We start from the raw sequence: 22,957 nt of genomic DNA on the forward strand, positions 1-22,957 counted from the left end.
GAACTGATGATTCTAAAAAATTATTTTTAGATAAGGAGGACTTAATCCAATGAACCGAAGAAATGGTTCCATCCAGAAATCGATATTTGTATCTTTATTAGCGCTCCTTATGGTCATTTCACTGGTCATCCCCCCGGCGCCAGCGCGTGCAGAGTCATCAAGTAGCCTGCCGGGTCGCCAAGGAGAATATCTTAACCGAGGTCTGGTTGCGGTTCTTGTAGACAACGGCGTTTTTTTAAGCTGGAGATATTTGAACAATGATCCGGATAATATCGCTTTCAATATATATAAAAATGGAACCAAAGTGAACGCTTCGCCCATAAGCGATGTGACAAACTATGTAGACACCACTGGTTTCGACAGTTCACAATATCAGATCTCCACCGTTATTGCGGGCAAGGAGCAAATGCAGCCGGAGGTTGCATCGGTCTGGCATAACGATTATTTGCCTATTCCGCTGGATAAACCAGCCGACGGACGGACCAAAGATGGTGGAACCTATACGTATTATGCAGGTGACGCTTCCGTAGCTGACTTGGACGGCGATGGCGAATATGAAATTGTCTTCCTGTGGAGTCCGAGCAATTCCAAGGACAACTCGCAGGCAGGTTATACTGGCAATGTGTATATCGATGCCATCAAACTGGACGGCACCAAGCTGTGGAGGATTGACCTGGGAGTCAACATCCGCGCCGGAGCACATTATACGCAGTTAATGGTATATGATCTCGATGGCAACGGAAAAGCCGAGGTGGTTGTCAAGACAGCTGACGGCACGAAGGACGGCCAAGGCACAGTCATTGGTGACGGCACGAAGGATTATCGCAACGAAGGCGGATACATATTATCAGGGCCGGAATATCTCACGCTGTTTGATGGTGAGACCGGAGCGGCCGTATCCACCGTGAACTATGATCCACCAAGAGGCAACGTCAGCGATTGGGGGGACGGCTACGGTAACCGGGTAGACCGGTTCCTTGGCGCAATTGCTTATCTGGATGGCACAAAGCCAAGTGTCGTGATGAGCCGGGGTTATTATACCCGCACAGTACTTGTTGCTTATGATTATGTTGGCGGGGAACTCGTCAAACGCTGGACGTTCGACACGAACGAAGCAGGATCACAATACCAATCACAGGGCAACCATAATCTAAGTGTGCTGGATGCCGATAATGACGGAAAGGACGAAATTATGTTTGGCGCCTTGGCTATAGACGATGATGGAAGCTTGCTTTACAGCACCGGACTCGGCCACGGCGACGCCATGCACGCCGGTCAGCTCGATCCGAACCGGGAGGGCTACCAGGTCGTAAGCGTGCACGAGCATTCGGATGCTGCGTACGGACTAGAGATGCGCGATGCGGCAACAGGTGAAATTCTCTGGGGAGAGAAAACAGGTTTTGACACCGGTCGCGGCATGTCAGCGGATATTGATCCGAACTATCCAGGATACGAATCATGGGCCACAACCATTACCAACGGGCAAAGTGTTCCTGTAACCAATACCTACTCAGCAGCCGGAGAAGCTATCTACACTGCGGAAGAAGGACCAAAAACCGCAAACTTTGCGATCTGGTGGGATGGAGATCTTCAGCGGGAGCTGTTTGACCATGAGTGGGATAACAGTACCGCGAAAGGAATTCCACTCATTTTTAAATGGGATTACGAGAACAAAAAACTGGATGAAATCTTCCGGGCAACCGGTACATTAACGAACAATCATACCAAAGGAAATCCGGCGCTTCAGGCGGATATTCTGGGGGACTGGCGTGAGGAACTTTTGCTGCGGAGCGAAGATAGTTCAGAGTATCGTCTCTATACAACGACCATTCCTACAGACTATCGCATCCCTACGCTGATGCAGGACCCTGTGTATCGACTTGGCGTAGCTTGGCAAAATGTAGCCTACAACCAGCCGCCTCATACCGGCTTTTATCTTGGAGCGGAAGCTACAGAATTCCCTAAAGCCGATCTCGCGCTGACCCGCGAAGCAGAAATGCCGGAGCCGGTTTACCGCTTTGATTTCGGTACAGAGACAGCGTCAGGAAATACGGCTATACAAGACACCTTATACACACAAGAGACGGGATACGGCTTCAAGGATACAAGCGGTGTTACCGTAGGAGTAAACGAGGTTTCGGTTGCGACAGGTACAACATTTGCTGTTGACCTGCCCAATGCCAACTATAAGGTGACGCTACGATTAGGCAATGATGCACATGACTCGAACGTCGGGGTCAAATCCGAATTCGTTCAGAAGCTCGCTGTAACGAATGTGACAGCGGGAACACCGTTGGAGTATTCCTATGATGTTGCATTGGTGGATGGACAGCTCGATCTTCTCTTCACGGGTACAGCCATAGACATCCAAGACGTCCTCATCGAGAAATATCCAGAGAAAGCGGCTGGTGCGGCAACGACGATCTATATGGCCGGTGATTCAACCATGCAATCGTACAGTGTAATGCAAGCTCCTCAAGAGGGATGGGGGCAGCAGTTCGGACGTTATTTCTCCAATGGGGCAGTGATCGTGAACGATGCGATCGGTGGTCGAAGCAGCAAATCGTTTATGGTAGACGGTCGTCTCGATACGATCCTGCAACGAATTAAGCCGGGGGACTTCTTCTTCATTTCCTTTGGTCATAACGACGCGAGTGCAGGGATACCGGACCGGTATGCATCCCCTGAGGATTATAAGATCTACTTAGCTCGTTATGTAAACGGTGCCAAACAGCGCGGCGCTACACCGGTATTGCTCACTCCGGTTGGACGCAGAGATTTCAACACGGTGACTCAAGAATTCAACGTCAGCTTCCCGGCATACGTGCAGGCAGCCAAAGAAGTGGCGGAGGAGCTTGATGTGCCGCTGATTGATCTCAGCAAGCTAAGTATTGCGTACTATGACAAAATTGGTAATACAGCTACGGAGAAAGTGTTCCTTTATGCTAATCCGGGTGAATATCCAAAATACCCGAATGGGATCAACGATAATACGCATTTCAGCAGCTATGGTGCGCAGAAAATTGCCGGACTCGTTGCCGGTGCGGTCAAAGACTTGGAGCTGAGCATTTCATCGCTGGTCATCGACCCGGATATTACCGAACCTGAGCCAGAACCGGAAATCCAGCTCTATGAGGAGGATTTTGAAGGCGATGCTGCCAACTACCAGTATGCCATGGTCAATGCCACGGGTATAGCAGGAACCATGACCGGAACGGTGGTTGAACAATCCGGAAATAAGGTATTGTCCGTCGCGGGTTCCGGATCGGGCAATCGGGCCAAGGTGTTTCGTCTGTTCGATGCCGTAAACGGCGATCAGGTGAACGTGAACTTTGACTGGCAATCCGGTAATGTGACTGCCTATCCCTCAGAAGGTCATCTCACGGTCCAGGATTCGAACGAAAATGCCCTGTTCACGCTGTTTACGAAAACTGGAAGCACCAAAATTCATTATTTTGTCGGTGCATATAATCCGGATTACGGCACAGGGGATACAGCCATACCTGAAGGGGGAACGGCTACAGATATTTCCAAGAACCAGTGGGTCAATGTGGATGCTACCGTTAATTTTGCCGAGAAAACACTTGATCTTACATTAACGAACATTGCGGATCCGACAGTTACCCAAACGATTGCAGATATCTCACTAAGTTCCGCCGCATATGCGGACAATGTCAGATCCATGCGGTTCCTGGGAACGAGAAAAGGCGGTGGAGGCACGTTGAACTGGACTACCCAGATCGACAACGTGCGAATTGAAGGCACGCAGCTCTCTTCGGAGGGTGGCGATCAGACTGCATTGATCGCTCTGTACGATGAGATCAAAGCACTGGATCTGTCGGATTATACAGATGCATCGAAGGCTGTGGTGAACCGAGCTTTGGCAGCTGCGGAAGCCATTTTCAATACGGAAGCTACCCAAGCTCAAGTTGACCATGCGCTTAACATGTTAACTGTCGCGAAGGATTCATTGACAAGTGAACCGGGCGAAGAGTTAAGTGAATACAAATTTGACTTTGGTTCTGGCGGCGCAGCCGACGGATACATCAAAGTGGATGCCAAAAGAGCGTACATCGAAGGTAACGGGTACGGATTTGCCGATACTGCGCTGACCAAAGATGAGAACCGGGAAACCGGAGATTCGCTCAAGGAAGATTTCACACGAGTAAACGGTACCTCCTTCCTGGTGGAAATGGAGCCGGCTAATTACCGGGTAACGATGACCATCGGGGATACTCAAGAATCGACCAGCGCGAATGTTGTTGTAGAGCAGATGACCAAGCTGCCGCTTACAAGCATTGCCAAGGGCGAATTCAAAGAAATCACGTATGACATTGCCCTGATCGATGGTGTCTTTAACTTCAACTTCACCGGAAATGCACCGAAGATCAATGCGCTGAAGCTGGAGCGTCTGCCAGATCACAGTGCAAGCGATAAACCTGTTATTTATTTGGCCAGCGATTCCACTGTGGCCAATTACGCGGAAAACTATCGTCCGCAAGCAGGCTGGGGAGAAACGTTGGGTGGATATTTTGATGCAAATGAAGTCAGTATTGATAACCGGGCAGTTGGAGGTTTGAGCAGCAAAACCTTCTTGGTCGGTGGATATCTCAACGATATTTTACTCGACATTCATGAAGGCGATTATCTGTTCATGCAATGGTCTCATAACGATTCCACACCTTCACGTCCAGAGCGTTATCTTACGCCCGAACAGTTTAAGGTATATCTGAAAGAATACATTGATGGCGCTCTGCAAAGAGGTGCGATTCCTGTTCTGGTCACGCCAGTGAACCGTCGTGATTTTACCGGAGAGGTGCTGAACAAGAGCTTCCCGGAATACGTACAGGCGATGAAAGAAACGGCGCAGGAAACGGACACACTCATCATCGATCTGAACCAAGCCAGTTGGGAACATTTCCAGGAGCTTGGCACAGAAGGAACCAAATCGATATTCATGTGGGTAGGTACAACCGAAGACAACACACATTTGCAAATGAACGGTGCAATCAAGGTGTCTGAACTCGTGGCACGTCTTGTGAAGGAATTGAATATACCGCTGTCTGACTTTGTTACGCTGGAAGGGGAATCTCCGGAGCAGGAAGCCCCGCATACCACGGCAACTGTAGAAGGAGAATCGCAGAACGGCTGGTATACTTCTCCAGTCCAAGTAACCTTTGCAGCAGTTGATGAAGATTCCGAAATCGAAGGAACCTATTATCAAATTAATGGTGGGGAAACAGTGAGTGGCACACAGTTGACTCTAACTGAAGAAGGAACGCATACCATCACCTACTGGAGCGTCGATGTTGACGGTAACAAAGAGAGTGAACAGTCTTTGTCCTTATCCATTGATCTCGTACCTCCAACCATTGAAATTCAAGGTCAAACCGAGTACACCATTGATCAGCACGTGGAAATTGGCTATACAGCCTCCGATACGGGTTCTGGTGTGGCAGAACCGGAGGGTGTGCTTCTGGACACTCCGGCATATACACTGGAGCCCGGCCTAAACCACGTTACGGCAACCGTCTCCGATTTGGCTGGGTGGGAACAGACGGTAGAATATAGTTTTGCAGTTATTGCTACATTCGACAGCCTGATCAATCTGACCAACGCCTTTGCAGATGAATCGATCGCTCCTAATGCCGGCGCTCTTGCTGATCAGCTTGCGAACACGTTACAACAGGCCAAACAGGCAGCAAACGATCGTGAAGGAGCAAAAGCGCGTCAACTTCTTGCATCCTACGGTAATGACGTTCAAGCAGCTCGAGGAACCGTATTCTCGGATGAGCAGGCAGATGTGCTGCTTAAGTGGGAGGAATGGCTCCATCAGGGAACGCCACTAGCGAACGGAGCGCCTGGCACTCCGGTGTTATCTGATAACAATGGTTACGACACAGGGCTCAAAGACGGGGACTATACCGTCACGATGAATCTGTGGTGGGGAAATAACGGCAATCAGTTCAAGCTGTATGAGAATGGTGAATTGATTAAGGAAATTTCTCTGGTCGATCAATCCCCGTCCGCCCAATCTGTTCAAGTTGATATTACTGGAAAGAAAAATGGTACCTATATCTATACTGGAGAATTAATTAATGCACTGGGTAAAACCATGAGCGTTCCGCTGACAGTCATCGTCACGGATGCTTCCCCGGGGCAAGCCGTTCTGTCGAACGACAACTGGGACGGTGACGGCAACTTTAATGTCACCATGAATCTGTGGTGGGGAACAAACGCAACCGAATACGAACTTTACGAAAATGGTGTTTTGATTGACACACAATCGCTGCACTCTCACTCTCCTGGTGCACAGTCTGCGGTTACTGCAATCTCTGGAAAGGCACCTGGAATCTACGAGTATGAAGCTGTACTTCGTAATTCTTCAGGGGAAACCAGATCACACAAATTAAATGTGACTGTAAGAGAGTAGGCTAAAATGTTTGAGGCATTCCCGTAACAACAAGTGATTGGAATTGAAGTAAGGTACGCATATAAAAAGTGCTATTCCTCATCATTTTGAGGAGTAGCACTTTTTTATATGCACTCAGCATGAAAGCGTTTGACTTATTTGAATATCAATCTATAATGATGAAAGGAAATTGGACGAGGCCTATGGAGAAAACGATAACCGGCATAGCTGTATGTATATTCACAGCAAGCTTCCATACGCAGGAGGCTTGCTGTTTCATTTTCAGAAGGAGAATCGGTTCCCATGACACTCAAAAAAAGAATCTTTTTATTGTTCTTTCTCAGTGCGTTTATCCCCTTTATCAGCATATTTGCGATCTCTTACTATACCATTGACTCCATTTTCGCAAATAAGATCGATGATGGCATTCGCAGCAATTTACAGCAGGTGACATCTTCATTGGAGAATTCCATCACCAATCTGAATCACGTTACACAGCAATTGTCTTACGGTGGTACTGTAGGCAAAAGGTTGGATGAATTTTTGAATCCGTCCTCCGATATCTTCGAATTAATCGAGGCTAGGGACGAATTAAAGAGCGAGTTAAGTGTGGTCACGTTTACCAATCCGAATATCGGATTGACCTTATATTATTTCCAGAAAGAAGACACTACGCAGTTCGGCAACTTTCCGATTAAGGATCATTTTTCTCCTGAGTCTTTGCCGGTGCTCTTCCAAACCTATGGCATTAAGTATTATGGTCCCCATATCAGCATGAACCGGTTTGATGACCAACTTGTTCTGTCTGCTGTGCGAAAAGTACAACTGCCCAAAAGGGACGACGTGTACATATACGTAGAATCCGGCTTTCGCCTTACACAGGATATCTTAGGTTACAATCAATACAACGGCGCATTATCTCATCTCATTCTGGATGGTACAGGAAACATTGTGTACAGTGAAATACCGGAGGCCATGAAGGTCGGAGAGAATTTCTCCAGCTTAACGGTCGATCCTGCCAAGGACGGAATATCTCGAGGGTATCACTGGTTCAAGGAAGATTCCTCACAGAAATGGAGCGTCGTATCGGTCATTTCGCAGGCTCAATATCAACAGGAGAAAAACCAGTGGTTGCTTCAAATTTTGCTGGTCGCTTTATTTTTCCTCGGCTTTACCGTGTTTCTTGCTTGGCTTCTGTGGAAGATGGTTTACAAACCACTTGGCCTGTTCCATTCGGAAATCAACGGGATGTCCAAAAATCCACAAAGGACAGTGAGCCGAGCTCGCACTCAGATTCCCGAATTTGATTTTCTACTCAGTGAATTTTCGAATATGCAGCATCAAATTGGTGACCTCTTCACGGAAGTGCAGCAGAAAGAGAAGATTCGTGCAGACCTGGAAGTGGAAAAGCTGCTCTATCAGATCAACCCGCACTTTCTAATGAATACGCTGGATACGGTGCACTGGCTGGCGGTCATGAACGGCCAAGGGGAGATCGACAAGCTGGTGCAATCATTGAACAAGTTACTCTATTACAACCTGGGCAAATTAGGGCAAGTATCCACCATGGAAGAGGAGATCGATGCGCTAAGGCAGTATCTGATTTTGCAGCAAATTCGCTATGACTTTGAATTTGACGTCCGCATTACTGCAGATGAGCAAGTGCTTCAAATTCCTGTGCCTCGCTTTATTCTGCAACCGCTGGTTGAAAATTCGCTATATCATGGATTGAGTGACGAAGGTTTTATTCAAATTGAAGTGACATGCACTGCAACGCTGAACATTATGATCCAAGATAATGGAGCAGGTATGACCGAGGAAACCATTCATAATCTGCTGAACAATCGTGTAGCTGAACATCAAAAAGTAGGAATGGGTATCGGACTCAATTACGTTCACCGCATGTTGAAGGCACAGTACGGGGATCAAGCACAACTGGTGATCGAGAGTGAATTGGGTACCGGGACAAGCATACTGCTTGTATTGCCTATTAAAGGAGAAGATATCTCGTCATGATTAAGGTATTGATTGTAGATGATGATAAGCTGGTACGCAAAGGCATTAGCTCTGCGATGCCATGGAACGAGTTCAACATGGAGGTTGTAGGAGAGGCCAGCAACGGAGCGAAAGCACTGGATTTCCTGAAATCCCAGCCGGTCGATCTGATGTTGACGGATCTTGCGATGCCGGTCATGTCGGGGATTGAATTGATGCGAACTGCGAGGCAGCTCTATCCGGAACTTCATATCGTTGTGTTAACACTGCATCAGGATTTCGATTATATCCAGGAAGCGCTCAGGCTGGGAGCCATTGACTATATAGCCAAAGTGCAACTGGAGAAAGAGCAATTCGAACATGTTCTGGATCGAATACATACCCGAATTAGCGGGTTGATGAACACGATAAGAAAGATGCCTACACTGAATGAGATTAATGTCCATTATTCCAATGTGTATGCACTTGTTTCCCAGGATCGCAAATTGGAACATAAGTGGCCAATGGAGCTAACTTCACTTGAAGATGAGGTTAAGTGGGAGATTGAGCGTAATAGCTGCATGTGGGCTGCACCCCCGTCAGAAGAGGATCAACTATTTCATCAATTGAAGGATTCCCTGGATCAAATCCCACAAAGTACGTTATTGGTTCTGACGGATGTACAAGATCGCACGTGGTCGCAAATTAAAAGCTGGATTATGAATTATACAGAGACGTCTTTATTCTATGCGTACAACCCCAATAACCAAGTTATTGCAGTTTCGATGAATGAGGCAGATACATTTTCAAAAGAACCGCAGGATGAAGACATTGACCGGATTAAGCAAAGTTGGTTCCAAACACCTTGGACCCACCATGACAGCTACTACAACCAACTTGTTGACCAGTTCAAATCATTACGATTACATAAAGGTCATTTGATGGGATTGCTGTATTCGATCGTGATGGAGTGGAACCACCTTTTTGCCCAAACTACCCTTGGAAGAATCTCGATGATCCATTCTTTCGAGTCTTGGTATGAGGTTGAAGAATGGATCAAGCAGACAGCTGCTGGCATTCGAAAGGCCGATGAACAGACTTCATATTCACAGGAAATTATTGATGCCGTGAAAAAAGCAGTGATGATCGTGCAGCAGGATTTGGAGCAGGCCCATACGGCCTCCGGTCTCTCGCAACAACTCAATATCAGCCGAAGCTACTTCAGTCAATGTTTCAAAGATCTGATGGGAAAAACCTTTAATGAGTACTCCCGATTCATCCGGGTAGAAAAGTCCAAAGAGTACTTGCTCAATACCAACAACACGATTTTCTGGATTGCAGAGCGAGTGGGGTATACGGATGAGAAATATTTCAGCCGGATTTTTCGCGAACTGACAGGCCTTCTCCCAAGTGAGTATCGGCAGCAAGGCCGAGGGAATTAGCAGCCGACAGCTTCCTGTTTTAGGAGCTGCCGGCTTTTGTTTTTAATCAAAAATAAGCGTAGTTAGACGAATGTAGTTCAGTAGGTAGGGTAAATGTTCACAAACGAAACCGTGCTTTATAATACCGACTGAAACTGTAACCATTTCTCTATCCAAACGGACGTGTAATCCCTATCTCGATGGACCTTCACTCCATTTTATAATGAAAGCGTAAACATAATTGATATTTAGAATAAAGGGGAATCGAACTAGATGAGAACAAAATGGTCTATGAAAAGCAAGCTGATGACGAAGCGTCTGGCCGTGCTGTCCATGTCTGCCTTGATGGTGGCAACCCTCGCGGCATGCGGGAGCTCTTCCAATCCTCCTACTGCAGAGGAAGCAGGCAAATATGAGGTAACGCCAGGAGATCCATTCAGTGCCTATAAAGATGAGATTACCGTAACCATGGGACGGGTAACCACAGCCAACCCGAAACTGCCAGCTGGTGATACCTATGAGAACAACGCATATACGAGGCTGGTCAAAGATACGTTTAACGCTCAGATTACAGATCAATTTGAAGCCAATGGCGAAGATTATAGCCGTCAGGTTTCGCTTGCCATCGCATCCGGGGAATTGCCCGACATGATGCGTGTTGATTCCAAAGATGAACTGAAAGAGCTGGTGGATAACGACCTGATTGAGGATCTGACGTCCATTTACGATCAATATGCCACGGATAATATCAAGCAGATGTACGATTCCTATGATGGACGTGCATTAGACAATGCAACTATTGATGGACGGTTGATGGGCCTTCCGGCGACTTCCCTGGATTCCGCACCAACGATGGTTTGGGTCCGGCAAGATTGGCTGGATCTGCTGGGGATTCAACTTGATGCAGATGGTGACGGCGCGATTTCGCTGGAAGAAGTGGAGAAGACAACGCTGGAATTCCTGAAAAGAGATCCTGGCCAATCCGGGAACCCGGTAGGTATTCCTTTTGTGAACTCGATGAACACAACAGATTATAATGGCTCTGCTTATACGATGCTGGGTGTGGCCTCAACCGAGGGAGCCTTTCCGCAATATTGGATGAATGGTGAAGACGGCAAAATCGTGTATGGTTCCACGACAGAAGAAACGAAGAAGATGCTGGGCACCATGGCAGATTGGTTCAAGAATGGTATAATTGACCCGCAATTTGGAACCCGCACGTTTGATGATATTACCGCACTCTACGCCAACGGTCAAAGCGGTATCGCCTTTGGACCGTGGCATATTCCTGACTGGGGACTGATCAGCGCGAAGCAGATGGATAAAAATGCGAAATTCTCGGCTTACACACTGGAGGATGCAAACGGCAAGGTCAACGTGGCTCATGCCAATCCATCCAATCAGTTTATCGTGGTGAGAAAGGGATATGAACATCCTGAACTGGCCGTTAAGATTCTTAACCTGTTCTACGATAAACTGGCCAATGATAAAAATGTCGCAACAACCATGCCGGAAGCTGCCAAGTATCAGGAGACCGGGGTAGACGGTTCCACGAGACCGTTTAATATCGAAGTCAATTCGGCTACATCGCTGCTCGATGATTACTCTGACGTGGTTCGCGGGATTAAAGGAGAAATTTCCCTGGATGAAGTTCGCACAACCGAATCGAAGAACAATATCGGAAGCATCAAAACCTATTTGAGTGACATGGATACGGATGATGTAACGGCTTGGTCGAAATATCATTCGCGGATCAACGGAGTTGGACTGATCGACAAACTGACACAGGAAAACAAATTCGTCTGGATGACACCTGCGTTCTCTGGCACTACACCAAGTATGAAACAGACGTGGGCCAATCTGACGAAGTTGGAGCAGGAATCGTTTATCAAAATTGTAACGGGTTCAGAACCACTCGAGTACTTCGATACATTCGTCAGCAATTGGAAGAAACAAGGTGGTGATCAAGTCATTCAAGAAATTGAAGACGAGATCGCATCGAAACAATAGACATCCATGAACAGTAGCAGGGCTGCGATACGCAGCCTTTCTTCAACGAAAGGGGTTCATCCATGAAACAGGGGAATTCGAAAATAAGGGGCCGGCTTGGTCCAGGAGCCATGTACCATATGATGATGTTGCCAGGGATCTTGTTTTTGCTTGTATTCAGTTATGTTCCAATGGTCGGCATCATTACGGCATTTCAGGACTATATACCGGCCAAGGGCATGTTCGGCTCCGAATTTGTAGGCCTGAAGCATTTTATGTATATGTTCAAGCTGCCGGATATCGCGCAGGTCGTCAGCAATACGTTGGTCATTGCGATTGGCAAGATTCTGCTCGGAACGATGATGGCCATCATTTTTTCCGTTTTATTAAATGAAATTCGTATCAAATACGTCAAAAAATCCGTGCAGACGATTGTTTATCTGCCACACTTTCTATCCTGGGTTGTACTCGCATCCGTCGTTGTCAACATGTTCAGTTTGGATGGCATTGTGAATCAAATGTTGGCGTTCTTTGGTCTGGAAAATATTAATTTCCTTGGCAGCAACACTTGGTTCCAGCCACTGATTATAGGTACAGACGTATGGAAAGAGTTTGGTTATAGCTCTATCGTCTATTTGGCAGCAATTACGTCCATTGATCCCGGTCTGTATGAAGCGGCAGGCATGGATGGAGCCAGTTGGTGGAGAAAAGTATGGCATATTACATTGCCAGGCATGCTACCTATCATTCTGCTCATGGGTGTAATGAGCCTGACCAACATTTTGAGCGCCGGTTTCGATCAAGTCTATAATCTGTATAACCCGATTGTCTATGAGTCAGGCGACATTCTGGATACCTATGTTTATCGGATTGGTCTCGTTGGAAGACAGTATAGCTTCGGTACAGCTGTTGGTTTGTTCAAGTCCGTAATCGGCATTGTTTTGCTCTTGTCTGCCAACCAGTTGGCCAAAAAATATACGGACCGAAAAATATTCTAAGGAGGCCAAATCTGTGTCCTATTCTGCAAACTTCAAAGAACGAATTGGCCGGTTTGTCATCTATGCCATCGTTATTATGCTGGCATTGGTCTGCCTTCTTCCGTTATGGAATATCGTCGCCATATCATTCAGCAGCAGCGAGGCTGTATCAGCAAATGCTGTAGGTCTCGTTCCGGTCAATTTTACAACCGCAGCGTATAGCAAAATTATTGATGATGCACAGTTCTGGCGTTCCTTTGGCATCTCCATTTTACGTGTCGCGCTTACCCTTGTGCTTAATATGATTCTGATTATTTTGATGGCTTATCCATTATCCAAATCAAAAAGGGATTTTAAAGGCAGAAACATTTATATGAATATCATGATTTTTGCCATGTTGTTCAGTGGAGGCATGATCCCGAGTTATCTGCTGATCAAAAACCTGGACATGCTGAATACGATATGGGCACTGGTTCTGCCAGGCGCTGTCCCCATATTCAGTGTCATCCTCGTGATGAATTTCTTCTCCGCTGTACCTAAGGCGCTTGAAGAAGCAGCGTTCATCGATGGGGCGAATCCGCTTCAGGTCTTGTTCAAAGTGTATGTCCCTGTGTCCATTCCTGCATTGGCGACTGTCGCCTTGTTCAGTATCGTGGGGACATGGAATGACTTCTTCAACGGTTTGATCTATATGACCAAAGTCAGTAATTATCCGCTAATGACTTATATTCAGTCCCTTAACGTGAATATTGCCGATTTGCTTCAAGCCGGCACGAATTCCAGTGAACTCAGCAACCTGACTGAAATTTCGAATAAAAACCTGAACGCAGCCAAAATCGTAGTCGCTGTTATCCCGCTATTGCTGATTTATCCGCTGCTGCAAAAATACTTTGTGACTGGCATTGTCGTAGGATCGGTCAAAGAATAACCTTAGAGAGGTTGAATGGAAGATGGAAAATAAAAAATGGTGGAAAGAAACCGTTGTATATCAGATATATCCACGCAGCTTTCAAGATCGAAACGGAGATGGCATCGGCGACTTGCAGGGCATTGTGTCCCGATTGGATTATTTGCAGGAACTGGGCATTGGTGCGATCTGGTTATCCCCTGTTTGCAAGTCCCCTCAAGATGATTACGGATATGATATTTCAGATTATCAGGATATCGATCCGATGTTCGGGTCTTTGGAAGATATGGAAACATTAATTCATGAAGCTGGGATACGAGACATTCGGATCATCATGGATTTGGTGTTGAACCATACGTCGGATGAACACCCCTGGTTTCTAGAAGCAAAAAAAGGAAAAGACAATCCGTTCCATGACTACTACGTCTGGAGAGATGGTGTGGAAGAAACACCTCCGAACGACTTGGGGTCCACCTTCGGTGGTTCAGCCTGGGAATGGGTGCCTGAGATTGGGCAATATTATTTGCATCTTTTTTCCGTAAAACAGCCCGATCTCAACTGGGAAAACCCAAAAGTCCGTCAGGAGATATACAATATGATCAATTGGTGGATCGACAAGGGTGTTGGTGGTTTTCGACTTGACGTGATCGACTTAATTGGTAAAGAACCGGATTTGAAGATTACGGGAAACGGACCTAATCTGCATAAATACATCAGGGAACTGAGCAAGGAGACGTTTCAAAAAACAGAAGACCTGCTGACCGTCGGAGAAACATGGGGCGCCACTCCAGAAATCGCCAAACTGTACAGCAATCCGGACGGCAGTGAGTTTTCAATGGTCTTCCAATTTGAACACATCAGTTTGGATGAACAAGAAGGCAAAGGAAAGTGGGATCTTAAACCTTTGGACGTGATGGCATTAAAAAAAGTACTGTCAAAGTGGCAGACGGAGCTCAAAGGTGATGCCTGGAACAGTCTGTTCTGGAACAACCATGACTTGCCTCGAATTGTATCCCGTTGGGGAAATGATGGAGAATTCAGGATCGAATCCGCTAAAATGTTGGCTACCCTTCTTCATGGCATGCAAGGCACGCCTTACATATATCAGGGTGAAGAGCTGGGTATGACAAATGTTCAATATGCGATCGAGGATTATCGGGATATTGAATTGCTCAACTTTTATAAGGAAAGAATGGAGAAAGGTTATCCTGAACGCAGCGTGATGGAGTCGATCTACGCCAAGGGACGCGATAACGCGCGAACACCTATGCAATGGGATACTTCCGATAATGCAGGTTTTACACAAGGGGAAACTTGGATTAAGGTGAATCCGAATTATAAGCACATCCATGCCGAGGAAAGTTTGAATGACCCTAATTCCATATTCCATTATTACCGGAAGTTAATCCAATTACGAAAAGATCATGAAGTCATCGTATATGGTGATTATGAGCTGATCTTTCCAGAGAACCCAGACGTGTTTGCATATACCCGAACGCTGAATGGTACGAAAATTCTTGTGGTATGCAATTTCCAGGGATATACGACCGAACTTTCGCTTCAGGAGCAATTAACAGGGTCGAACCAGCTATTGATATCCAATTATACAGGTGAACTCTCCGAGAGCAAATTACGTCCATATGAAGCCAGAATGTACCTTATTCATCATTAAAGCATAATACGTTATATCATGTTCAGTTCTCAAGAAAGAAGGATTGTATTCAATGAAAAGAGTATGGTGGAAAGAAGCAGTAGCTTATCAAATCTATCCGAGAAGTTTTATGGATTCCAACGGAGATGGGGTTGGTGACATCAAGGGGATCCTATCTAAACTGGATTATATTCAAGATCTCGGTATTGATCTGATATGGATCTGTCCGATGTATAAGTCACCTAACGATGATAATGGTTATGACATCAGTGATTACTGTTCCATTATGGATGAATTCGGCACGATGGCGGACTTTGATCAATTACTGCATGAAGTGCATCACCGCGGCATGAAACTCATCATGGACTTGGTGATCAATCATACCAGTGACGAACACCCGTGGTTTATTGAATCCAGAGCTTCGCTGGATAACCCCAAACGAGATTGGTACATCTGGAGAGATGGGAAGAACGGAGACGAACCGAATAACTGGGAGAGCATCTTTGGCGGTTCTGCATGGGAATATGATGAAGTCTCCGGACAGCACTATCTCCATCTGTTCTCCAAGAAACAACCAGACTTGAATTGGGCAAATAAAGAGGTTCGGAATTCCATATATGAAATGATGAATTGGTGGCTGGATAAAGGGATTGATGGTTTCCGTGTGGATGCCATCAGCCATATTCACAAAGAAGAGGGCCTCTTGGACATGCCTATCCGAGAAGGCGTTAAATACATCTCTTCTTTTGAAAAGCATATGAATGTAAAAGGAATTCAGAGTTATCTGCAAGAAATGAAAGAGAACACATTATCCAGATATGACGTCGTGACTGTTGGGGAAGCGAATGGAGTTAAGGTAGAGGACCAAGAAGATCTGCTGGATTGGATCTGTGAAGTCAGAGGGAAATTTAATATGGTCTTCCAATTCGAACACCTGGACCTTTGGAAAAACAGCACAGACAGGCAGCTGGATGTTCCCAAATTGAAAAACGTCTTGACCAAGTGGCAAAAATCATTGGAAGGCGTCGGCTGGAATGCTTTGTTTATTGAAAATCATGATCAGCCTCGCAAAGTTTCAACTTGGGGAAATGATACGGAGTATTGGTATGAAAGTGCCACAGCACTTGGAGCCATGTACTTTTTCATGCAGGGCACACCTTTCATATATCAGGGACAAGAGATAGGCATGACAAACGTGGCTTACCCATCCATAGAGGATTATAACGACATAGCAGACCGGAATTTATATCAGATCAAACGCGAAGAGGGGATGTCGCATGAGGAGATCATGAACATCATTTGGGCTTCGAGTCGTGATAACTCCAGAACGCCGATGCAATGGTCTTCGGCCAAACAGGCCGGGTTTACCACGGGTACGCCATGGTTAAAGGTGAATGACAATTACGTCCATATTAATGTAGAGAAACAACTCCAGGAACCACGTTCCATTCTTCAATATTATAAACAAATGATTCAGCTGCGAAAAGAGCACGATACGTTGACTTATGGTATTTATGAACTTCTTATGCCGGATCATCCGAGTGTATTTGCATATACACGTACACTGGCAGACCAACAGGTGCTGGTAGTAAGCAACCTTACTGAACACATCGTGGAGTTTGAGGAAGATCAGCTTGGCCTCAACTTCTCAGAGATCTGGCTTACCAACTATGAGAATGGCATGCTGCCAAGGATGTTGCGACCGTTTGAAACAATCGTTGGGTTAAGCGATAAAGGATAAGTAGGATACGTAAAAAGGCGTCTATATCATTCAGACCATGATATAGACGCCTTTTATTGTTGTGTAACCATATGAAAATCAGCTACCAATATTGGTTTTATTGATGGAGAACATCCGCGTATTCGGAGATACGTTCGAAACGTCCTTTGGCAAACGGACATAAAGGTAAAATTTTAATATCCTTTTCCCGCGCGTATTCCACCATCGCTTTGATAAGTTCATCGCCAAGCCCTTGTCCTCGGTATGCATTTTCGACCAATGTGTGATCAATTATGTATAGCTCTGGACTTGAAATTACATACGTCATCACCGCAGCAATGTCACCGTTATCTTGAATAAGAAATCTTTTATTGGAAGGTTCATGTTCTACTTTATGCATGTTCATCCTCTTTCTGTGTTGAAGAATCACTGTCAAGACGTTTATACGTCAATGCTCCGCTTGGACATGTGTCAATATGCCGGGCAACGGCCTCCGAAGTGTCACCATCAGGATCAACCCAAGGACGCTTGCTCAAATCAAAAACAGCAGGGAGGCCCTTTACGCAAATACCGGAATGAATGCAGACATCTGAATTAAACATGACCTCGATATCTTTACCATAGTATAACTTTTGTTTACTCACAATTCCTCACATCTTTCACTGTTGAGTTTGTTTATAGGTCCATATTCCAGGCTTTCATGGGAAGCAGACTCTGCTTGACTCTTAATGTCCGAATTATAAATGAGAAATCGTGAATAAGTCAACGTGACCAATCTCCTAATTCGTTGGTGGAAGCAAGAGAATAATGGGCTTGGAGAGCACGGTGTGGGGCAAGAATTTGACCCTTTTATGTCCTGATCCTATACATGTGTGGAATGCGATACAACCCATTAAAAACAACTAAACCTGATCATTCTCTTCCAGATAAATAAATGCCTCCTCCAACAGGTGGATCAGCTGATCACTTTGTTCTTTACCAAGGTGATGAATCAGCCCTTCAAAGATCGAAGTGTATTTCTCATCCGCCTCGTCCGCACAGGCATTCCCTTTCTCAGTCAATGAGAGAATAGATACCCTGTTATCCTTGGGGGAGGTGGAGCGAGATACATAGCCAAGTTGGATCAGATTATTAATCATCTGCGTTACCGTCGGAGAGGTCACCTGCAGCACTCTACTTATTTCAGAGACGGTTGCGGTGTGACTTTCTCCTTTGCGGATGGCGAGTAGAGCACGCACTTCACTGGCTTTTAGTCCCCATACCGTTTTCTTTCTCCAATTCATTCTCGCCATCTTGGAAAACATTTCGACGAATCTGTCGATATTCGGATCTTTCTCTTTAGTATATGTCAAATATTACACCTCATTTATGTATTTCATTTATTGCTTCATTGTATACAACATCAACCATTCGATTCAATCCCAACACGGATGCTTGAGCTTCTTCGGTATTAGAGTTATAGTATATTATAATTCAATTAGGTTGGTAACCTATCTAATTATAAATGGACAGTATTCTAATCCTGAAGGAGGATTCATGATGTTTGGAAATCTCAAAGCATTGCCCAAACCAATGGGGACATACGTTGTCGGTCTGACAGAAATGTCTTTTACGGATGATACAAGAGTAGGCCTATTTGAATTTACCACTGAAGAGCCGAGACACATTCCGGTTATGATTTTTTACCCTGCGGATCATCATTACGGCAAGCACCAGTCTCCCTATACATCAAAAGAAGAGGCTGAACATTTCAGCAAATCCTCACGCGGTTTGATTTCTTCCAAAGTCCAACATCTGAAAACGCATAGTTATCGAGACATTCCGCTATCTGCAGAGTGCGAAAGTTATCCCGTTATATTCTTCAATCACGGTTATTCAAGCCAGATGTCGCAAAATACAGTGTTATGCTCCGATTTAGCCAGTAGCGGTTACATTGTTGTTTCAATAGGGCACCCGTATGAAGCAAGCATACTGAAGTATCCTGATGGCCACATCGTCAAATCTCATACATCTCTCATTAATGAGTTCAAACAAACCATGAGTCCTGAAATTCAGAAGAAATTTAAAGACATGAAGAAAAAAGAGTACACCGACGAAGAGATTCTTCCCCCCGTTGCTGATTTTTTCGAGTATTTCAAATCCACCAAAGTCTGGAGCCATGTTCATATCTGGGCGGACGATAATCGGTTTATCGCAGACAAGCTTGAACAACTGAACGATGGAATCCTGCCATCCCCGTTCCAAGGGAAATTAAACTTTCAAGCTGGTATTGGAGTTACTGGACACTCGTATGGTGGATGTACTGCAAGTCAGGTATGTCTTGATGATACTCGTTTTAGCTGTGGGATTAACATCGATGCCCCGACATACGGAGAGTTTTGGAACAAGGATCTGCGTAAACCATTCATGGTGATAGGTAGCAAAACGGTAGAGTACCTTGCCAGGACGACTTTCCTGTTGAATTCAGAGGATAGCTATCTCATCACAATCGATCAGACGGAACATATGGATTTCACGGATTACATCTATTATGCTCGACAATTCAAGTATTTAAGATTACTGGGAAAACAAAAGATGGATCTATTGCGTGATGTACTGTCTCACTATCATATTTCTTTTTTTGATCAATACTTACGTGATGATCGTAGCGCTGACCTTCTGCAGTTCCGATGGGATGGCGTGCATACACGCAGCAGAATAACGTAAATACGTGGTAAGACCAGCGAATTACAGCTTAGATCGGAGGATTGACCCAAAGGGGTTGCTGGACTACTGGTATAGGTAGACGAGAAGAGGACGTTGAATTAATCCTTGCTCAGGAATAATAATGCTTAATATAATGTTCAAACACAGACTTATTAATACCATTCTTTCTCTTTTCAGTTTTTCACATTGAAGCTCGGGAGGAGCCTTATAGGGCCAGCGAAAGGATATCAACCGGCGGGCTTATATGATCACACTGGGTAAAGGAGCCCTTGCCAACCATGATTGGGGCATGAAAGTTGAAAATGGTGATTCATTAGATCTATTTAATGAAGAGAAAATACTAAGACCTGATGCTAATATCAAGACATTTGAAGCATATCCTCTATCGGAATGTTTAATTGACTAGCCATAAAAGTAGAGCAGTTTGCCAAAGGCACATTGCTCTACTTTTCATGTGTGTATTAGAATCTAAATGTTTATTTATTCAAAATAGAGATGTTGTTGAGTAGGTTCTTCAGATTAATGGAATCCCAGGGCATATGCTCAGTTATACCTAAACCAGATAGCTACTATCAGACAGGATAGTGTAAAGATAACCCAATTGCTATTGTACTTTCAGGCTGATCTTCGTGACAAAGTCAGCTTCGTTATTGGTGGATAGTGAATTAACCATATATTCTTCATATGCATTACCGGATACACGAAGGCCGTGATTATTAATCTCATTTAGTAAGAACGGATATACATCGGCTATGCTTTCATAGGCTCCCTTATGATAAAGAATAGCATAAAGACCTGCTGATTTTAAATCGCCGCTGCCCATTTCGGTGTGGATAAACAAACGATCAACTCGGCTAAATTGACCTCGCAAAATATCTTCCATGCTAGTCACAGAACCTATAAAAGTTGGACCCTTCATTCCAGTTTGCTCCAAAAATATTTCGTAATCCGAATTCCATTCTTCATTAGTGGTACCACCAGAACGTGGATTGGGAGAACTGTAAATTACGTGTTCCTCTGGCAACTCTACAATCATGACTTCCCCTAAAGTTACATTTTTTATTTCTTCCGCTATAGAAGTTAACTTTGATAAGAACCAATGAAATTCCTGTAGCTTTTTAATCTCATCTTCCACCTTGAGGAGTTGTTCTTCGGCAAGCTTGGCCAGTTTTTCTGAAGATGGCGCACTGAAATAGTTCTTTAACTCTTTAATGGGAAAGTTCAATGCTCTAAGAGATTGAATAGCCCAAAACGTATCGAGCTGCTGCGTATTGTAATATCGATACCCATTTTCACTTATCCCATCCGGCTGAAATAGGCCAATTTTGTCATAGTAGAACAGAGTATCTTTCTTGATTCCAAAGCGTTTGGCAAATTCACCAGTGTAAAAAGTTTTTAATTGTTTTCTGTTCATGTTTAAAATCACCTCTTTACTATGGAGTTACTCCATACTCTATACTATCAGTTGTACAGGAAGATGTCATAAATACTGCAATTCATTGTCACACTCGAAATATCCCCGCCTAACTATGAATAGAAGGAGAATAAATAATGAAAAATACATTTGCAATGGAACAAAAAGATATTGATGTTGTAGCTCGTATGGCGTATGAGTTTTGGGGTGATACCTTAAAGGATGAAACAGATGAATTCAAGCACTTTATTACAGAATATAGTATTCGTGTAGATCAAGTGAACTACGACTATTCTTATGGCTATGCAGATCCAGAGCCCGTAGCATTTCTGTTGGTAGCTAAGCCCTATGACAATGAACACGCTGATGAGTGGTATGACGAGCATGTCAAACACTTTTCTGATCGTGAGCAAAAAATTGCACAAGAGTATCAAGAGTATTTTACGGAAAATGCAAAGGCCCTTACCAAGCATATGCAACCAGGCGATCTCAAGATTGGTTTTTTAATTAGCACTCAGCAAGGTTGTGGCAGCATTTTAATGAATCATCTGGAAAAAATCTGCCGTCGTGAGGGTGGGAAAACAATATATCTTTGGACCGATACAACGTGTAATTATGCGTATTACGATAAAAATGGGTTCGAGAAAGTCGATGAATGTGTGCATGATCTGTCAGATGACGATGTGCTAACAACGATGATATATCGTAAAGTGATTCCAGCTGCATAGTCAGAGTTCAGTTACAACATGAACGCAGAGCTAGTGCGCCATATAACAATGAACTGATAGCAATGAACTTAGAAATTCAAGTTAAAGAGTAAGAGGAAGTGATATGATTGGATTCGTTGATCGGAATGAAAAATTCGCTTGACCTCATAGAGCAAAGAATGGAAGAACACCTCGATATTGAAGAAATTGCAAAAGCAGCTTATGTGTCTACTTTTCATTTTCAACGAATGTTTAGTATGTTAACTGGTATAACAGTAGGTGAATATGTTCGTAAACGAAAACTTACATTAGCGGCGCAAGAGCTTGCAATGACATCCTCCAAGGTATCTGATGTCGCACTAAAATATGGCTATGAGACACCGGAGTCCTTAGCAAAGGCATTTCGTAGAATTCATGGTATTTCGCCATCCGAGGCCCGAAATCCAGGAGTTAGCCTTAAAGCTTTTCCACGTATCACATTTCATTTATCACTTAAAGGCGACAAAGATATGGATTATCGTATAGTCAAAAAAGGGGCATTCACTGTTGTTGGCACAAACTATGATGTGTTACATCAGGAAGGAGAAGAGTTTCATCAAACGGAAAAGTTCTGGGAGGAATCCGAACTCGATGGTACCACTGCCATGCTGGAATCCATGATAACTGACAAAAGTTTACTTGGAATCTGCTTGGAATATGAACAAGATACAGAAAATTTCCAATATATGATTGCTGTTGAATCAAGTCCAACTGTTCCAGTAAATGGACTTTCCTTACGTGTAATCCCCGCTTCTACATGGGCTATATTCACCACAACGGGACCGATGCCTGAAGCTATGAAAAGCGTTTATCAGCGGGTTTATCAAGAATGGTTCCCCGCTACTGGATATGAACATGCCGGAGGTCCAGAGCTAGAGGCATATCCGCTAGGAGATACAACAGCTGAGAACTATAAGGGTGAGATTTGGATTCCTATTGTCAAAAAATAATTCATCGCTGCACAGCTTAACCGTTTCCTAATAGGGAACGGTTATTTGATATTCACTTTAATCCTTCTGACTACAATCGATTAGTTATTA

General features: G+C 44.6%; 16 protein-coding genes. 12 read left to right on the forward strand and 4 right to left on the reverse strand.

Annotated elements, in window-relative coordinates; all coding sequences use genetic code 11:
* The first annotated feature begins 49 nt into the window (after positions 1-49).
* The 8 genes from PAHA3_RS31140 (at position 50) to PAHA3_RS10330 (ending at position 17,072) form a co-directional block, all read left to right on the forward strand.
* Positions 50-6,433, forward strand: a complete 6,384-nt coding sequence (locus PAHA3_RS31140) for a rhamnogalacturonan lyase family protein (protein WP_062834651.1) — start codon at positions 50-52, stop codon at positions 6,431-6,433.
* Between the two features lie 282 nt (positions 6,434-6,715).
* Positions 6,716-8,428, forward strand: a complete 1,713-nt coding sequence (locus tag PAHA3_RS10300) for a sensor histidine kinase (protein WP_062834652.1) — start codon at positions 6,716-6,718, stop codon at positions 8,426-8,428.
* Positions 8,425-9,828, forward strand: a complete 1,404-nt coding sequence (locus PAHA3_RS10305; protein ID WP_062834653.1) for a response regulator transcription factor — start codon at positions 8,425-8,427, stop codon at positions 9,826-9,828. Before PAHA3_RS10300 ends, PAHA3_RS10305 begins: the two co-directional genes overlap by 4 nt.
* A gap of 252 nt (positions 9,829-10,080) precedes the next feature.
* The gene (locus PAHA3_RS10310) at positions 10,081-11,817 is read left to right on the forward strand and encodes an extracellular solute-binding protein (protein WP_062834654.1); all 1,737 of its coding nucleotides are present in this window, start codon (positions 10,081-10,083) and stop codon (positions 11,815-11,817) included.
* 62 nt (positions 11,818-11,879) lie between these two features.
* On the forward strand, positions 11,880-12,794 hold the full coding sequence (locus tag PAHA3_RS10315) for an ABC transporter permease (protein WP_062834655.1): 915 nt from the start codon (positions 11,880-11,882) through the stop codon (positions 12,792-12,794).
* Positions 12,795-12,807: 13 nt separating this feature from the next.
* Entirely contained in the window at positions 12,808-13,701 is an 894-nt protein-coding gene (locus PAHA3_RS10320; RefSeq protein WP_062834656.1) for a carbohydrate ABC transporter permease, read from the forward strand.
* A gap of 22 nt (positions 13,702-13,723) precedes the next feature.
* A complete protein-coding gene (locus PAHA3_RS10325; protein WP_062834657.1) occupies positions 13,724-15,352 on the forward strand; it encodes a glycoside hydrolase family 13 protein in 1,629 nt (542 codons plus the stop codon).
* A 52-nt stretch (positions 15,353-15,404) separates the two neighbouring features.
* Complete coding sequence (locus PAHA3_RS10330; protein WP_062834658.1) at positions 15,405-17,072, forward strand: glycoside hydrolase family 13 protein; 1,668 nt, start codon at positions 15,405-15,407, stop codon at positions 17,070-17,072.
* Between the two features lie 97 nt (positions 17,073-17,169).
* Here the strand turns inward: PAHA3_RS10330 and PAHA3_RS10335 are convergent, their stop codons facing one another.
* The 3 genes from PAHA3_RS10335 to PAHA3_RS10345 form a co-directional block, all read right to left on the reverse strand.
* Complete coding sequence (locus PAHA3_RS10335) at positions 17,170-17,451, reverse strand: GNAT family N-acetyltransferase (RefSeq protein WP_062834659.1); 282 nt, start codon at positions 17,449-17,451, stop codon at positions 17,170-17,172.
* Positions 17,444-17,695: a (4Fe-4S)-binding protein gene (locus tag PAHA3_RS10340; RefSeq protein WP_076333908.1), complete on the reverse strand. Its 252-nt coding sequence runs from the start codon at positions 17,693-17,695 to the stop codon at positions 17,444-17,446. Before PAHA3_RS10340 ends, PAHA3_RS10335 begins: the two co-directional genes overlap by 8 nt.
* A gap of 258 nt (positions 17,696-17,953) precedes the next feature.
* The gene (locus PAHA3_RS10345; protein WP_062834660.1) at positions 17,954-18,403 is read right to left on the reverse strand and encodes a MarR family winged helix-turn-helix transcriptional regulator; all 450 of its coding nucleotides are present in this window, start codon (positions 18,401-18,403) and stop codon (positions 17,954-17,956) included.
* 187 nt (positions 18,404-18,590) lie between these two features.
* On the opposite strand from PAHA3_RS10345, the gene PAHA3_RS10350 reads away from it, so the two are divergent.
* Complete coding sequence (locus PAHA3_RS10350; RefSeq protein ID WP_062834661.1) at positions 18,591-19,757, forward strand: alpha/beta hydrolase family protein; 1,167 nt, start codon at positions 18,591-18,593, stop codon at positions 19,755-19,757.
* 244 nt (positions 19,758-20,001) lie between these two features.
* Positions 20,002-20,163: a hypothetical protein gene (locus PAHA3_RS29810; protein ID WP_235599410.1), complete on the forward strand. Its 162-nt coding sequence runs from the start codon at positions 20,002-20,004 to the stop codon at positions 20,161-20,163.
* A gap of 198 nt (positions 20,164-20,361) precedes the next feature.
* On the opposite strand, the gene PAHA3_RS10355 is transcribed toward PAHA3_RS29810, so the two are convergent.
* Positions 20,362-21,171 (reverse strand): MerR family transcriptional regulator, encoded by an 810-nt coding sequence (locus PAHA3_RS10355; protein ID WP_062834662.1) that lies wholly within the window; start codon positions 21,169-21,171, stop codon positions 20,362-20,364.
* A 137-nt stretch (positions 21,172-21,308) separates the two neighbouring features.
* On the opposite strand from PAHA3_RS10355, the gene PAHA3_RS10360 reads away from it, so the two are divergent.
* Together PAHA3_RS10360 and PAHA3_RS10365 are read left to right on the forward strand one after the other, a co-directional pair.
* The gene (locus PAHA3_RS10360) at positions 21,309-21,899 is read left to right on the forward strand and encodes a GNAT family N-acetyltransferase (RefSeq protein ID WP_062834663.1); all 591 of its coding nucleotides are present in this window, start codon (positions 21,309-21,311) and stop codon (positions 21,897-21,899) included.
* A gap of 125 nt (positions 21,900-22,024) precedes the next feature.
* A complete protein-coding gene (locus PAHA3_RS10365) occupies positions 22,025-22,867 on the forward strand; it encodes an AraC family transcriptional regulator (RefSeq protein ID WP_082762870.1) in 843 nt (280 codons plus the stop codon).
* Positions 22,868-22,957: the final 90 nt, after the last annotated feature.

Origin of the sequence: Paenibacillus amylolyticus (genome assembly GCF_001570725.1) — a bacterium.
Taxonomy (GTDB): domain Bacteria; phylum Bacillota; class Bacilli; order Paenibacillales; family Paenibacillaceae; genus Paenibacillus; species Paenibacillus amylolyticus_A.